General features: G+C 42.5%; 12 protein-coding genes. 6 read left to right on the top strand and 6 right to left on the bottom strand.

What is annotated here, in order from left to right; genetic code table 11:
* The 6 genes from F5613_RS15490 to F5613_RS15465 all read right to left on the bottom strand — a co-directional run.
* On the bottom strand, window positions 1-1930 hold a 1930-nt coding region (locus F5613_RS15490; protein ID WP_179400441.1), incomplete at its 3' end, for an alpha-ketoacid dehydrogenase subunit alpha/beta.
* A 40-nt stretch (window positions 1931-1970) separates the two neighbouring features.
* Complete coding sequence (locus F5613_RS15485; RefSeq protein ID WP_179400440.1) at window positions 1971-3287, bottom strand: dihydrolipoamide acetyltransferase family protein; 1317 nt, start codon at window positions 3285-3287, stop codon at window positions 1971-1973.
* 79 nt (window positions 3288-3366) lie between these two features.
* Complete coding sequence (locus tag F5613_RS15480) at window positions 3367-4113, bottom strand: lipoate--protein ligase family protein (RefSeq protein ID WP_179400439.1); 747 nt, start codon at window positions 4111-4113, stop codon at window positions 3367-3369.
* A 33-nt stretch (window positions 4114-4146) separates the two neighbouring features.
* Entirely contained in the window at window positions 4147-5496 is a 1350-nt protein-coding gene (gene lpdA / locus F5613_RS15475; RefSeq protein ID WP_179400438.1) for a dihydrolipoyl dehydrogenase, read from the bottom strand.
* Window positions 5497-5617: 121 nt separating this feature from the next.
* Window positions 5618-6862, bottom strand: a complete 1245-nt coding sequence (locus F5613_RS15470) for an AGE family epimerase/isomerase (RefSeq protein ID WP_179400437.1) — start codon at window positions 6860-6862, stop codon at window positions 5618-5620.
* 67 nt (window positions 6863-6929) lie between these two features.
* The gene (locus tag F5613_RS15465; RefSeq protein WP_179400436.1) at window positions 6930-9455 is read right to left on the bottom strand and encodes a glycoside hydrolase family 9 protein; all 2526 of its coding nucleotides are present in this window, start codon (window positions 9453-9455) and stop codon (window positions 6930-6932) included.
* A gap of 44 nt (window positions 9456-9499) precedes the next feature.
* Here F5613_RS15465 and F5613_RS15460 point away from each other — a divergent pair, with 44 nt between their 5' ends.
* From F5613_RS15460 to F5613_RS15435, 6 genes are all read left to right on the top strand, one after another.
* Complete coding sequence (locus tag F5613_RS15460; protein WP_034753041.1) at window positions 9500-10477, top strand: IS982 family transposase; 978 nt, start codon at window positions 9500-9502, stop codon at window positions 10475-10477.
* 226 nt (window positions 10478-10703) lie between these two features.
* On the top strand, window positions 10704-10892 hold the full coding sequence (locus F5613_RS15455) for a ferredoxin (RefSeq protein WP_068184254.1): 189 nt from the start codon (window positions 10704-10706) through the stop codon (window positions 10890-10892).
* A gap of 199 nt (window positions 10893-11091) precedes the next feature.
* Window positions 11092-11646, top strand: coding sequence for a helix-turn-helix domain-containing protein (locus tag F5613_RS15450; RefSeq protein ID WP_079683951.1), 555 nt, complete (start codon window positions 11092-11094; stop codon window positions 11644-11646).
* 20 nt (window positions 11647-11666) lie between these two features.
* On the top strand, window positions 11667-13325 hold the full coding sequence (locus F5613_RS15445; protein WP_179400435.1) for an AMP-binding protein: 1659 nt from the start codon (window positions 11667-11669) through the stop codon (window positions 13323-13325).
* Window positions 13326-13345: 20 nt separating this feature from the next.
* Entirely contained in the window at window positions 13346-14428 is a 1083-nt protein-coding gene (gene proB / locus F5613_RS15440; RefSeq protein ID WP_068184247.1) for a glutamate 5-kinase, read from the top strand.
* 6 nt (window positions 14429-14434) lie between these two features.
* Window positions 14435-15682, top strand: a complete 1248-nt coding sequence (locus F5613_RS15435) for a glutamate-5-semialdehyde dehydrogenase (protein WP_179400434.1) — start codon at window positions 14435-14437, stop codon at window positions 15680-15682.
* Window positions 15683-15701: the final 19 nt, after the last annotated feature.

Below are 15701 nucleotides of genomic sequence, written 5' to 3'. Positions count from 1 at the left end.
CAACGCGTTGAATCGGGGCATCCAGGTGTTGGAATAATTCGGTTCCGATGGTAGCAGCCAGCTCAGCTCCAAAGCCTGAGAAGACTTTATCTTCGTGAACGATCAGCACTTTGCTGGTTTTCTTTACGGATTCGAAAATTGTCTCCTTGTCCAGCGGTATCAACGATCGCAAATCGATCACCTCGCAATTGGCCACTTTATCGTTAGCCAGGCGTTCGGCAACCTTGAGACACAAATGAGTGGTATTACCATACGTGATAATTGTTAAATCGCTGCCGCTTCTGCGTATACGGGCTTTCCCGAATGGTACTTCAAAATCATCGGGAACAACGCAGGCAGCATCCAATGAATTATACAGAGCCTTGGGTTCCAGAAATAGCGTAAAACCTTTAGATCGCATGCTGGTGCGGAGCAATCCGGCGGCATCATCGGCAAACGAAGGATATACGATACGGGCACCGGGCAAAGTAGACAAGGCTCCTTCCAGGTTCTGCGAATGGTAGATACCACCTCCGATATATCCTCCCGAAGCCAGACGTAAAGTTACATTCGGAACAAACTGTCCGTTACTCCGCCAGTAGTCGTGCGTACATTCTACATACTGTTCGATTGCCGGCCAGAAATAATCAGCAAATTCGGCTCCTTCAATCACAATACGTATTTTGGGATCGAAGCGGCTCATTCCGTTGGCTGTACCAACAATAAAATCTTCTGCAATCGGTGCGTTAAAGACCCGTGAGATCCCAAACTCCTGCTGCATCCCCTTGGTTACGTTAAAAACGCCTCCCTTTTCTTTGTTTGCAACATCCTGCCCCCATAAGAAAGTATCCGGATTGTAGCGGAATTCTGCTTTGAGGGTTTCGTTGATGGCAGTAACCAGATTTACCTTCTCGCCTTCTTTCTGATGTGTGCCGTCCGGATATTTTTCCGCCTTGTATGGTTCCGGCATCACAAAATCAAATACGGTTGAAGGATCCGGATCCGGAGCGGCAATCGCCTTTTTATGGGCAGCCGATAATTCCTTTTTAGATTCTTCCTGAATCTTGACCAACTCCTCTTCCGTAAAACGGTTGTAGCGAATCAGCAGACGATGAAATTTGTGCAATGGATCGGCAGCTTTTACATACGAAAGCTCTTCTTCATCACGATAAAGTACATGCTTATCTGAGTTTGAGTGTGAACCGATACGTACACAGTTTGCATGCACAATAACCGGACAATGGGTTCTTACTGCATATTCGTGAGCTTCGGTCATCGCATTCATTGAGTCGAAAACATCCTTTCCGTTGCAATAGATTATCTTCAGATTCTTGAATCCGGTAAAGTTGGCCGCCACCTTACGGTTGGCCGTCTGGTCTTTCTTTGGCACCGAAATACCATAACCATTGTCTTGTATTACAAATATGACAGGGAGTTGCTCCTTGCTGGCACCGTTGATAGCCTCGTATACATACCCTTCGGAGGTAGAAGCCTCACCGTGGGAAGTAATCACCACTCCTTTGTGACCGTAATACACCATTGCCCGTGCCACCCCAACGGCATGCAGATCATGATTACCGGTGGCCGAAGATACGTTTTGGATGTTCCATTCCGGTTTGGCAAAGTGGTTGGACATATGTCTTCCGCCACTGGCCGGGTCGGTCGCTTTGGATAAACCGTTCAGGATAATCTCCTCGGCTGTTAGGCCGGCAGATAAAACCGTAAGCATATCTCTGTAATAGGGGAACATGAAGTCCATATTTTTCCTGAACACCTGTCCCATTGCCAGCTGAATACCGTCATGTCCGGCATAAGGGGCATGGTATGACCAGCCCAGCGACTGAAGTAAATAGGCCGGAGCCTTCTCGTCGATGGCCCGACCGAGCGTCATCAGGTGGAACCACTTCTTTAGCATTTCCTTATCGGTTGTTTTTATATCGAATTTATTCATCTTTATTTGTTTATTATTTTACCACAGTTTTATATTCGAATCAGGCTTCCCATGCCTCCAGGTAATCGGCCACACGTTTAAGGAATGCACCTCCCAGCGATCCGTCTATAATGCGATGGTCGTACGACAGGGATAAATACATCTTGTGGCGGATTGCTATTACATCGCCTTCGGGAGTTTCAACCACGGCCGGCTTCTTTTCTATATAACCTACAGCAAGGATCGCAACTTCGGGCTGGTTGATGATAGGCGTACCGAAGATGTTCTTGAACGAACCAAAGTTGGTGATCGTAAAAGTACCTCCCTGAATATCGTCTGCCGACAGTTTATTGGCCCTTGCCTTCAGTGCCAGCGAATCGATAGAGTGTGCAAGACCGCTCAGACTCAACCTGTCGGAATTATGAATTACTGGAACAATCAGGTTACCATCATTAAGTGATACAGCGATACCTACATTGATATTCTTTTTCAAAATTACATTGTATCCGTCCACCGAAGCATTTACCTGCGGGAATTCGATCAGCGCCTTGGATACAGCTTCTACAAAGGCCGGCATGTAAGTGAGGTTGATACCTTCCTGACGTTTGAAATCGTCTTTATGCTTGTCGCGCCAACGTACCAGCTTGGTAACATCAACTTCGATTACGGTTGTTACGTGTGGAGAGATTCTCTTTGATTCCACCATCCGGTCGGCTATAATCCGTCTCACGAAGTTCATCTCTTTCACCTCATCTCCAGCGCCTACAGGAACAGACGGTGCTGTTTTTGCCGGAGCAGCGGGTGCGGCAGTTGTACCAGGTTTGCTTTCCTGCGGAACAGCCACCTTTTGTTCCGACGCTGTTTTTGTCTCCTTTCGCGCTACCGATGTCTTGCCGCTCTGCTTGATCTCGATATAATCTTTGATGTCTTTTTTACTTAGACGGCCTTCAAATCCGGTTCCGGGAATGCGATTCAATTCGTCTTGCTGTATGCCGGCCTCATTTGCCAGACGCAAAACAACCGGCGAATACCAACGGTCGGCCACGGGGGCTTCCGTATGTTGGGCAGGAACTGGCTCTGCCGACTCCTTATTAGCTGTATTCTGGTCATCTGTGGAAACAGAATCATCGGTCTCTCCCTCCAGCAATACAAGCGCTACAACAGCTCCCACCGGTGCAGTTTCTCCCTCCTGAACGAGAATTTCCACCAGAGTTCCGGCTACGGGTGAGGGTATTTCTGCACTTACCTTGGCCGTGCTTACTTCAAACAATACTTCATCTTCCTGAATAACATCTCCCTTTTTGACCGACCACTTCATGATCGTACCTTCGGTGATACTTTCGCCCAGTTTAGGCATTTTTATTTCAAACTTCGACATAGAATTACTTTATTTAATTAATCTTTTTTTCACAATACACCTTGCCCGAAGACAGTTTTACATATAAATCGTAATTGCCTCACTTTGGCGCGGTAGCTTGAAAGTTCCACTGTGTTGTGGCATATTTTTCCTCTTTAAGCTGATTGATTGCCTGCAAGTCGTACGGGCTGAACTGATATTCGCCTTCTACAATCTTATTTTTCAGTAAAAAGGATATGATAATATTCTTAAAATCTTGTAATTGCAAGGCTGATGGCAGATAATGTGTAATATTGGTGACCGGACTTCGCACCGAATGTACATAGGCTGCCCGACGTTCTACACCCCATTCGGCCGAATCCGACAAGTCTCCCTGTAAAGCTGAGGCCAACATCTGTAGATTGGTTTTGTAAAGAAGCGTAGCATGATACATACATTTGCCCCGGTGAATACATTGCGCACTTCCCGAAATCTTTAATCCCTGAACAGTCAGCCCCCTGCGTGAATCAGCTTCCGCGGGGACTCCAACTTCAGCCAACAAGTCGACCATCAGTGAAGTGTATTTGTCAAAATCGGCATTCCTGCTGGATTCGATAAACGTAAAATTAAGATTGCCCAAGTCATGATACACGGCACCTCCGCCAGAAAACCTACGTACCACTTTGATATCTCTTTCCTGAATAAAAGCTGGATTTATCTCCGCCCATACATTCTGATGTTTACCAATCACCACCGAAGGTTCGTTTTGCCATAGCATAAATACATCTTGTCCGAACGAACGAAGCAGGTACTCTTCGGCCGCCAAATTAAAATATGCATCGGTACTATCATTCAAAATACTCACCATAAATCAACTCTTTTCTTGCATTTTATAAAGTTATCAGGCAAACAGACTTTCGTGAATAATCTCGCTCACCGTTGGATGAGGGAATACTACTTTACGGAAATCGTCGACCGTAAGCTCCTGTTCAATGGCCATGCCCGCTATGGTAATCAGCTCGGAAGCAGGATTGCCCAACATATGACATCCTATAATTTTAGCCTCCTCATCAATAATAAGCTTACAAAGACCGTTACCCAGTTCATTTTCTGCAACAAAGCGGCCCGAATAGGCCATAGGAAGTTTAAGTACCTGATAATAGGAGCCGGTGGCTTTCAGTTCTTCTTCTGTTTTTCCTATGCCGGCAATCTCCGGATTAGTATATACTACGCCGGGAATGGCTTTATAACTCATTGGATCGTCTATACCTAAGATATGGTTTACGGCCACATCGCTTTCGCGAATAGCGGTGTGAGCCAACATGGAGTAACCTGTAATATCCCCACAGGCATATACCCGGGGATGAGAAGTTTGCATGTACTCATTCACCCTTACACCGTTACGAAGGATTTCCACTGATAAATTTGATAATCCAACTTTGTCGGTATTGGCCTTTCTTCCGACACTCAGCAAGATTCGATCGGCATTGATAATGGAAGTTTTACTGTCTTTTTCAATGGTTACACCCTCGGGGCTAACCTCCGTTACTTTGGTATTCAGATGGAAATCAATTCCTTTTTTAGCATACTCCTTTCTCAACATGGCAGAAGTTTCCTTGTCCATGGCACCCAATATTTCGGGCATCATTTCTATTACAGTAACTTTTACACCCATGCTGTTGAAAAATGAGGCAAATTCGATACCGATTACACCTCCGCCGATAATAACAAGCGATTTTGGCAATTCTTTTATTTCAAGAGCCTCTTTGGATGTCCAATAAGCGACATCGGCAAGTCCTTTAATAGGAGGAATTATGGTATCTGATCCGGTACAAACCAGAACATATTTAACAACATATTCCACCTCGTTGCATGAAATCCGGATCTTATCCGATTTCTCTCCCAACAAGGTAGCTACCCCTTCTACAATCTCTACACCGCTGGAGGTTAATTTCATTTTAACCCCTCCGGTAAGTTTTTTAACAACCTTGTCTTTTCTGGATATAATTTTCCCCAGATCAAAACCGGCTTGTTCTCCTTCTAAAATTCCGTACTTGGATGCTCCTTTCATATTATCGAGCAATTTTGCCGAATAAAGGAGTGTTTTGGTTGGGATGCAACCTTCGTTAAGGCATACGCCACCAATTGCATTTTTCTCAAAAAGGACTGTTTTCAGACCATTTATCGCTGCTTTTTCTGCAGCATTATATCCGGCAGGTCCGCCGCCAATAATCGCAATATCGTATTCCATTGCTCCTGTTTTTAATTAGTACCAGTTAACACGAAGCTGTTGTCAACCAGAAATCCGACCGACAACAGATATAACTAAAAACAGATATAAGTACGTATTTGTTTTGGCCTGATAAATTACATCAATAAGCTGATAATCTTAAAAATAACTCAAATCCCATCCGACTGTTATGATATGGGCAATTCCACATGCTTGCTTTAGGTGTTTTTAAATCGGGCATTCCGTCTGGAGTAACCGAACGAAACCATTCACCATGTTCTTTGTCGATCATCCGGGCCTTTACCCACTCCCAGGTTTTATCGGCAGCATGCAGGTAATGCTCGTTTCCCGAAATTTGCCAGGCATTCACACAGCCAACAATAGTCTCTGCCTGACACCACCAGGAAAGTGTTCGTTGATAATCGGCTCCATGCCTTTCATAAATAAGCGAACCATCTTCATTCCGGCCCTCTTTAAGGGCTGCGTCCGTCAAATTAACAGCAATCGGTTCAATCCTTTTTAGCAAGGCTTTATCTTCCAATACCTCTGCTGCTTCTGTTAACAGCCAACCGGTTTCAATATCGTGTCCATATGAATCGATATCCTCCAGACTCTCCCATTGATTATTAAAAAAGAGTTTCAGGTGATTTGTTTCCGGATTGTAAATTTTATCTACAACCAAATTTATAAGAGTATTTAATCTCTTCTGTAATCCTTCGTTCCGCCATACCCGGTATAACGACGTATAGGCTTCGAGCAGATGAATATGGGTGTTCATGGTTTTGCTGGCTAGGCCTGTTCCGTCGTATCCATACTTTGGTGGAACTTGCCAATTCCGGGTAAAAGATTCAATGTATCCGTCGTTTTCAAACTCCCGGACCTGAGTCTCGAGCACTTTATAAAGATCGATACTTTGCATCAGACTCTCGGTACTTCCGGTGGCTCTGAAATGTTCGGACAGTCCGTAGATGGCGAAGGCCATTCCGTATGTCTGCTTCTCCGTATCCAATGGCGTACCATCTGCATGCAGGCTCCAATATACGCCACCCAATTCCTTATCTATAAAATGATCAATCAAATAACGCTGTGCCCGATTAGCCAGATGCTTGTAGTTTTCGTCTCCAAACAAACGGTAAGCAGTAGAGAACGTCCACAAAATCCTGGCATTCAACACCACACCTTTTGCTTCATCGAGACGAGGTGTACCGTCGTTCAATATCATTCCGTAAAAACCTCCGGAGGGATCTACCGCATACTTTTCCCAGAAATGAAGTACATTTTCCTTCAAATCTTTCAACACTTCATCCCTTAGTGTATCAGCCTCTACGTTTGCCTGAGCAGAAAACACAAACAAAAAACCAATCAATCCAACAACAAATCTTTTCATACATTCTTATCATATTAATATAGAAAACAGAATCATGAACAAAGGTTACATCCATGTTTGTCTGCAACTATTTGTTCAGCAACTGTTGCGCTGCCAACACCAGAAACATATAGTGGGAAGAACCACCACCTAACACATATTCTGTCTGTTGCCAGAGATATGGGAAAGTAAGCAATTCCGGGAAATCAGGGCGAATCAGAGCAGTACCGGAAATTACTCCTCCGGGAATGTAAGACCAGTCAGCACGGTTTAATCCATAACCCACCGTAGCTGATTTTGCTCCCACTCCCGAAGCGAAAGAGGCTGTATTACTACCCGGATGGCAACCCAGAACAAAGTTAAGGGCGTTGAATACGTAGTCTGCATCAAATAGATCGGGGTAACTCTTAGAAAGGAAATACTGTCGGAAACCAAAGGCCTGAATGTCCCAGCCTGCACCCCAGATATGAGGACGATACGGAATACCATAAGGTGTTTCAGTTCTTTGTTTCTCAAACTCGGCACTCAGATTCTGCAGACTTTTACGTATGGCAGTTGAAAAATCGGAATTGCCGATCTGCTGGTCTGCACGTGCAATAATCCATCCCAGATCTTTTATATGCTCCTGGATATAGGCACGTTCTTTCAGGAGGTAGTTTTTATATTTTGCATCTCCGGTAGTGATAAATAATTCTACCGCTGCATGAATTCTGGAGGATTTAGCTCTGGGCTCATCACGCGTAATGTCGAAAAGGGTACGGGCGGTTTGCAACGACTGAACACTTAGTGTGTCGTTGAATCCCTTCAAAACACGGGAACCCGCAGCTAAGTGAGCTGCTGTACTAAGCTCACGCGATGGATTATCTTCTGTAAACACCCAACGATCATCTTTATTTCCAGTGATGTTATCTGTCATCGCTCCTGCATCACCCAGCAATACATATTGTCTCAGGTCGTTACAGATTATCCCTCTGTACAAGCGTCCAAGCGAACGATAAGCTCCCACCACACTGAGTGCTCCATTCTCTACCTGCTGTAACATATCCGGTTTGCCGTCGGGCTGATGTATCTCTGTAATGCGGGTATGGAAATTGATGGCGGTTGCATCGTATTTCTGTCCGAACGATTCGTATGCCAATGCCAGAATATATGCTTCCCCGCTTTGAGATTCTACCCGAAGATCGAAATCTCCCGCATCATGCCATCCTCCAATATTCAGTCTCGGTACTATATCTCCCGGGTTAAAACGGGTAAGTGTAGACGTTCCCTGACTATAACCATCTATATGATTTAAGGCAGGTGCCATACGTGCATCGTCAAGGTGACAGAAATTATGCCACACCCTGTATTTTTCATTCACTCGCATATGACACATCTGGACAGGTAAAAAATACTCCAATACAGGCTGCCACACTCCTCTGTCGTAGATATTTTTGGCAATTCGAAAAACGGAGGAGACGGAAGCACCGTATCGAATCAGATAGAGTCCTTCTTCTTTTATATCGCTGAAATCGGCTTTTAAATAATTGTAGCGGAGAAATGCCCCCCAGCTCTTCAGGTCGATTGTCTTTACCAGCTTTTCTCCCTGGAGGGTAACGGAATATAAATCAGCCTTTACCTGAGGTTGATCTCTTTTATCCAGCTCTATTACTGCCAACTTAGGCTGCGCGGGGTGATATCCCAGTTGGGAAGTCTGCACAACCGGTTTATACAACCAGTCTTTTACAGTATTAGGGGTGATGGTCCATTTTATAGCTCCCTTAGTCACCCCTGCTGGGATATCAGTTCGTACTACAAACCATCCATTATTATGATTCATCCTGCCATCATACAGACTAAGCTTCTCTGAATCAGATTTAATTGTAAATCTGTTATAGGGATCGTCGGGGCGAATTGTAAAACTATATCCTGCAGCATAGGGTTCTGCTATAAGATCGTCTGCTACAATCGGACTATAGCCCGATCCCACAAGCTGTAGGATATCGGCTTTTTTATCTTCGTTAACCAACTCAGGCAAATAATTGCCTGCATGCCGGTGATTAGAAGGAATCGAGATAGCCGGCCCATTGGGCTGTTGAGGGAAGATTCCTGTTTGATCATCCATAATCCAAGGTTTGCCAAAAAGAGAACCGGGGAAAAGTTCGAAATTAAATCCTACCTTCCCAATAAATTCTTCGGGGATAGGACGGTCCAGGTCTACCGTGATTTCTACCGAACCACCAACACCTCTTACTGTTACAGTATAGTTAAACTGAAGATCAGGATAAATCATAGGGTTGAAACCTGTCAAATGACGCGACGAATCAGGGTAAGAAAGATTGGCAACAATAGCATTGGCGGATACATCCACTTTACGACTTCTTTGTGCAGGAACCGGCTGCCATTGTCCGGGGGTTTGTTCCAAACGTATGTCGCCATTAGTTGCGACTCTGTTTCCATGCATGATGATACAAACGCCACCCTGATGTCCTTCAGGGTAAATGTCGTCAAATGCCATTACATCCACACCGCCATTCTGAAAATAACCCGACGGATTAAGCTTAAATTCCTGGGCGTTGGAAAGGGCACACGCACTTATCAATGCCCACAAGCCACATAGTAGTTTTCTCTTCATAATTCTTATTCAATAACCCGTTGGCGGAATTAATTCACTAAAAAATGTCAGGAAATAAGTTGTGCATATCATTGATTATTAGTATTTTAATGGTGATCAAACTATTAATATACAGCTCAATTATGCACAACTTATATGCAATATTCGCTAAATTTCTTGATATATGCAAGATGTTTTCTGCTGATTTAGTAAACGAAAAAGGGAATATACCTCGCAGAGGAGTCGTCCCGAAGTTCTCTGACTTAGAAGTGATCAGTTTAAGCCTTGCTGCCGAATCAATAGGTATAGATAGTGAAAGCTTTTTGTTTTCTAAATTAAATGAATACAAAGATGATTTTTCTTCTCTCATATCCCGTCGTCAATATAATGATCGCAGGAAGCTCACTATCGGCTTATGTAATCAGGTGCGTGAAAGAATTGCATCAAAAGTTGATGGTGGAGAAGCTATTTTCTGTATTGATTCTATGCCAATTGAAGTCTGTCGTCCCATAAGGTCAAAACGTTGTAAAATGGGAAAGAATAATTATGATAAAGCTCCCAATTATGGCTATTGTGCTTCACAGGGTAAACATTATTACGGATATAAATTACATTCTCTCTGTGGGTTGAGCGGTGTCATACACTCTTTTGACCTGACAAAGGCGAGTGTTCACGACATTCATTATTTGAAAGACGTAAAGTGTAACTTTCAGAATTGCACCATCATCGGTGATCGTGGATATATTGGAGCAGCCATACAACTTGATTTATTTGAAAAAGCTAATATCAAGTTGGAAGTTCCATATCGGTCGAATCAAAAAGATTGGAAACCTGTATTTAGTCCATTTGCTAAAGCAAGGAAAAGGGTTGAAACGCTTTTTGCACAATTATGCGATCAATTTATGATAATCAGAAATTACGCAAAACAAACAGAAGGATTGTTTACCAGAATTACGGGGAAAATTAGTGCACTTACAATCCTTCAATATATAAACAAGATTAATAACAAACCCATTGGACAAATTAAATATGCACTAATTTAATTCCGCCAACGGGTTATTCAATATAATATTTTTAATACATAGCAGTTTCTATTTGTAAAACTTATCAATCTGCTGCTAATAGTGGTTTAAGGCTGTTCTTACTCAAATATTAATCACAAATATAGTATTTTTATATTGGAATGAAACCTACCTGCAAACATTTTATATGGCTTATCTGTTTTAGGGTTGATAGCAATTATAATGTTTATTTTAAAGTAATAATACAATGTCAATTAAAAGAGTTTGGGTAGAAGACGACTGCATATCATGCGGTAGCTGCGAAAGTATTTGTCCGGAAGTATTTGAAGTTATTGATATTTCACAAGTAAAAGAAGGTGTTGTTTTTGCCGATTTTGAAGCAGGGATCACCGATGCTGCAGACAATTGCCCGGTTAGTGTAATTAAGTTTGAATAGATAGATAAATGAATCGTTTTTTACGGCTGTTTCAGTTTGTTATGTACATTCTGAGACAGCCGTTCTTGTTTGTATTAGGTTATAAATCGCTATCAGTCTTTCAGTTTGACTTATAAATCCACATTAGAAAGGCAATATAATAGACATTTTGCTTTTTATTTCTATCTTTGAGGCATCATATTATAATAAATTACAGCAGATGAACGAACAAATTAAACAAATTGCAGCGCGTCTGGCCGGACTTAGAGATGCCCTGGAAATAACAGTGGAAGAGATGGCCAATGTTTGCAATCTCTCAACTGAAGATTATTTGTTGCTGGAAACCGGCACGGTTGATATTTCGGTAAGTGTGCTCCATCAGATATCACAGGCCTATGGCATCGCATTAACAACACTAATGTTTGGCGATGAACCTAAAATGAGTTCTTATTTTGTAACACGAAAAGGGACTGGCGTTATGGTAGAGCGTGTTAAGGCGTATAAATATCAATCACTGGCAGCAGGTTTTGTAAACCGGAAAGCCGATCCGTTTATGGTAACGGTTCATCCCAAACCGGAAGATGAGGAGATATTTCTAAACTCCCATTCCGGACAAGAATTTAACATGGTTGTAAGTGGACGAATGTTGATTCGGATTAATGGAAAGGATCTCATACTTAGTGAGGGCGACAGCATTTACTTTAATTCCGAACTTCCGCATGGAATGAAAGCTTTAGATGGTGAAAAGGTGAGTTTTCTGGCTGTAATATTATAATGAAAGAGAAAAGAAAGATCATGTTAGAAAGATTCGTAAAACAAACGACATTTGAGTCGCAAGAAGATTTTATCAAGAATTTCAAGGTTATAGTTCCGGAAAATTTCAATTTCGGGTATGATGTTGTTGATGTTTGGGCAGATGAAGAGCCAAATCGAAAAGCTTTGTGTTGGACAAACGATAAAGGAGACCATGTAGATTTTACATTTGCCGAGATTAAAAAATATTCCGACCAAACAGCTTCATACTTTCAATCGCTGGGTATTGGTCATGGTGATATGGTAATGCTCATTCTAAAACGTCGTTTCGAGTTCTGGTTTTCCATTATTGCCTTACATAAGTTAGGAGCTGTAGCAATTCCGGCAACCCATCTGCTTACAAAGAAAGACATTGTTTATCGGGCTAATGCTGCTGATATTAAAATGATTGTTGTTGCCGGAGAGGAAGAGATTACCAAACATGTGCTAGATGCTATGCCGGAATCTCCAACTGTTAAAACATTAGTTTCGATTGGTCCGGAAGTTGCAGAAGGTTTTGAGGATTTCCATAAGGGAATTGAAAATACAGCTCCATTTACCCGCCCAAAGCATGCAAATAGCAACGAAGATATTTCTCTGATGTATTTTACTTCAGGCACCACAGGTAACCCTAAAATGGTTGCACATGATTTCACGTATCCGTTGGGACATATTGTCACAGGTAGTTACTGGCATAACCTTCATTCAGACAGTTTGCATCTTACTATCGCCGATACAGGATGGGGAAAGGCTGTATGGGGAAAGTTATACGGTCAATGGATTGCAGGAGCAAATGTGTTCGTATACGACCACGAAAAATTTATTCCGGCAAATATGTTACAGATGATTCAAGATTATGGTATTACATCATTGTGTGCTCCTCCCACTATCTTCCGTTTTTTAATCAGGGAAGATTTATCAAAATATGATTTATCATCTCTAAAATACTGTACAATAGCGGGAGAAGCTCTAAATCCGGCCGTTTATGAATCGTTTTATAAATTGACTGGAATCAAATTGATGGAAGGCTTCGGTCAGACTGAAACAACTCCTACAGTAGCTACTTTTCCATGGATGGAACCCAAACCAGGATCAATGGGTGTACCAAACCCCCAATATGATGTTGATTTGATTCGTCCGGATGGCTCTCCGGTTGAAGATGGAGAACAGGGCCAAATTGTGATCCGTACCTGTAATGGAAAACCGCTTGGCTTGTTTAAAGAATATTACCGTGATTCTGAACGGACTAAAGAAGCTTGGCACGATGGTGTATACTATACCGGAGATATTGCCTGGCGCGACGAAGATGGCTATCTGTGGTTTGTTGGCAGAGCCGATGACGTTATAAAAAGCTCAGGCTATCGTATCGGTCCGTTTGAAGTTGAAAGTGCACTTATGACTCATCCCGCGGTTGTGGAATGTGCCATTACCGGTGTTCCCGACGAGATACGCGGCCAGGTAGTTAAGGCAACTATCGTATTGGCTAAGGATTACAGAGAGGTTGACAAAGAGGTGCTTACAAAAGAAATCCAGGATCACGTTAAGAATGTAACGGCTCCTTACAAGTATCCACGTATTGTAGAATTTGTGAACGAGCTTCCGAAAACAATCAGTGGTAAAATTCGTCGTGTTGAAATCCGCGACAAAGACACAAACAAATAAAACAGGAAAACTAATAATTTATGCTTCGTTTTAAAAAAATAGCAGTAAAGATTGGTAGTAATGTACTTACCCGCAAAGACGGAACGCTTGACATTACACGCATGTCTGCGTTGGTAGATCAGGTAGCCGATCTGCACAAGCAGGGGGTCGAAGTGGTACTTATTTCCTCAGGGGCTGTTGCGTCGGGACGAAGTGAGATTAAGGTAAGCAAGAAGCTGGATGCTGTTTCGGCGCGTCAACTTTATTCGGCTGTAGGACAGGCAAAACTGATAAACAGATACTACGAATTATTTAGGGAACACCGCATTTCGTGTGGACAGGTACTCACTACCAAAGAAAACTTTGGTAGTCGTACCCACTACCTGAATCAAAAACATTGCATGGAGGTAATGCTTGAAAACAAGGTTATTCCCATTGTGAATGAAAATGACACGATTTCTGTTACAGAACTCATGTTTACGGATAACGATGAGCTTTCGGGATTAATTGCAGCCATGATGGGTATGGATGCTCTTATTATACTGAGTAATATAGACGGTATATATAACGGGAATCCATCGGAACCCGGTACACATGTAATCAGGGAGATAGAAGCTGGTAAACAGGATCTTTCAGAATACGTACAGGTTACCAAATCCCAGTTCGGAAGAGGAGGCATGCTCACCAAGAGTGTAATAGCTCAAAAAGTGGCCGACGAAGGAATTACCGTTCTTATAGCTAATGGGAAAAGAGACAACATCCTTCCTGAACTGCTCGCGAAAGAGAGTAAAACTGTTTGTACAAGATTCATTCCGGCAGAAAAACCCGTGAGCAGTGTAAAAAAATGGATTGCTCATTCAGAAGGTTTTGCTAAAGGAGAGGTGCATGTAAATAAAGGAGCAGAAGAGGCTTTATTACTACCTAAGGCTTCCAGTGTTTTATTAGTTGGAGTTATCAAAATTGTTGGTAACTTTGAAAAGGACGATATTGTTAAAATAATGAACGAAGAGGGAATGCAGATTGGGGTTGGTTGTGCCGGATATAGCAGTCGGGAAGCATCTAAGCTGATTGGCAAGCGCGACCAGAAACCCCTGATTCATTACGACTACCTCTACTTAGATTGATATCTTATGGATTTGAATGCAACTTTCAAACGTGTACAACAGTTGTCGGCGTCACTGGTTGGACTGAGCGATGAAACAATTAATTTGATATTAATTGAAACAGCCGATGCTGCAGTAGCCCAAAGTAAATTTATTTTGGATGCTAATGCATCTGATTTGGCATTAATGAATCCGGACGATCCTAAATTCGACCGGTTAAAACTGACGGAAGACCGGATTAAGGGTATTGCATCCGACATGAAGTCGGTTGCCTCACTCCCATCTCCTCTAGGCCGGATTCTGGGAGAGTGGATTCGTCCCAACGGAATGAAAATTAAAAAAGTTTCTGTTCCTTTCGGAGTAATTGGTATGATTTACGAAGCCAGACCGAATGTTACGTTTGATGTGTTTTCTCTTTGCCTGAAATCGGGTAATGCCTGTATTCTTAAAGGAGGATCAGATGCAGATCATTCCAACCAAGCATTGGTTAAGATCATTCACGGTGTCCTTGCAAAATATCATATTGATCCGGCTGTTTGCACATTACTTCCTGCCGACCGAGAAGCTACTACCCAGCTGCTTAATGCTGTTGGATACGTAGATCTGATTATTCCGAGGGGAAGCAGCTCGTTGATTAATTTTGTAAGAGATAACGCGCGCGTACCTGTAATTGAAACAGGTGCAGGAATTTGTCATACCTACTTCGACACTTCGGGTGATAAAGTAAAAGGTAAAGAAATAATAACCAATGCAAAAACTCGTCGGGTTAGTGTTTGTAATGCTTTAGATTGCCTTGTTATTCATAAAGATCGTATCAGTGACTTACCATTTCTTTGTACTGATCTGGCTGAAAAAAGAGTTATAATCTATGCTGACGAATTAGCATTTTCTGTGCTCAGGAATAATTATCCGGAGGATTTACTGAAGGTTGCGACACCCGAAAGCTTTGGAACAGAGTTTCTGGATTACAAAATGAGCATAAAAACAGCCGCATCTTTTGAAGAAGCGTTAAATCATATCGGATTGTTTAGCAGTAAACACAGTGAGTGTATTATTGCGGAATCTCTCCAGACAATTTCCAGGTTTCAGCAATTGGTTGATGCTGCATGTGTATATGTAAATGTCTCCACAGCATTCACGGATGGAGCCCAATTCGGTTTCGGAGCGGAAATAGGTATTAGTACGCAGAAATTACATGCTCGTGGTCCGATGGCTTTAAACGAGATAACCACCTATAAGTATCTTATTGAAGGAAACGGACAAATTCGTTCATAGTACAAATGCATTAATAGAT

Source organism: Macellibacteroides fermentans, assembly GCF_013409575.1.
Lineage (GTDB): Bacteria > Bacteroidota > Bacteroidia > Bacteroidales > Tannerellaceae > Macellibacteroides > Macellibacteroides fermentans.
The sequence above is the reverse complement of the archived record's forward strand: the minus strand, read 5'-3'. Positions and strand labels throughout refer to the sequence as shown.

What these genes read in the sequence shown, in the direction of transcription:
- F5613_RS15485 (WP_179400440.1), bottom strand. Translation starts at nt 3,287, where the DNA reads ATGTCGAAGTTTGAAATAAAAATGCCTAAACTGGGCGAAAGTATCACC.
- F5613_RS15480 (WP_179400439.1), bottom strand. Translation starts at nt 4,113, where the DNA reads ATGGTGAGTATTTTGAATGATAGTACCGATGCATATTTTAATTTGGCG.
- lpdA (WP_179400438.1), bottom strand. Translation starts at nt 5,496, where the DNA reads ATGGAATACGATATTGCGATTATTGGCGGCGGACCTGCCGGATATAAT.
- F5613_RS15470 (WP_179400437.1), bottom strand. Translation starts at nt 6,862, where the DNA reads ATGAAAAGATTTGTTGTTGGATTGATTGGTTTTTTGTTTGTGTTTTCT.
- F5613_RS15465 (WP_179400436.1), bottom strand. Translation starts at nt 9,455, where the DNA reads ATGAAGAGAAAACTACTATGTGGCTTGTGGGCATTGATAAGTGCGTGT.
- F5613_RS15460 (WP_034753041.1), top strand. Translation starts at nt 9,500, where the DNA reads ATGTCAGGAAATAAGTTGTGCATATCATTGATTATTAGTATTTTAATG.
- F5613_RS15455 (WP_068184254.1), top strand. Translation starts at nt 10,704, where the DNA reads ATGTCAATTAAAAGAGTTTGGGTAGAAGACGACTGCATATCATGCGGT.
- F5613_RS15450 (WP_079683951.1), top strand. Translation starts at nt 11,092, where the DNA reads ATGAACGAACAAATTAAACAAATTGCAGCGCGTCTGGCCGGACTTAGA.
- F5613_RS15445 (WP_179400435.1), top strand. Translation starts at nt 11,667, where the DNA reads ATGTTAGAAAGATTCGTAAAACAAACGACATTTGAGTCGCAAGAAGAT.
- proB (WP_068184247.1), top strand. Translation starts at nt 13,346, where the DNA reads ATGCTTCGTTTTAAAAAAATAGCAGTAAAGATTGGTAGTAATGTACTT.
- F5613_RS15435 (WP_179400434.1), top strand. Translation starts at nt 14,435, where the DNA reads ATGGATTTGAATGCAACTTTCAAACGTGTACAACAGTTGTCGGCGTCA.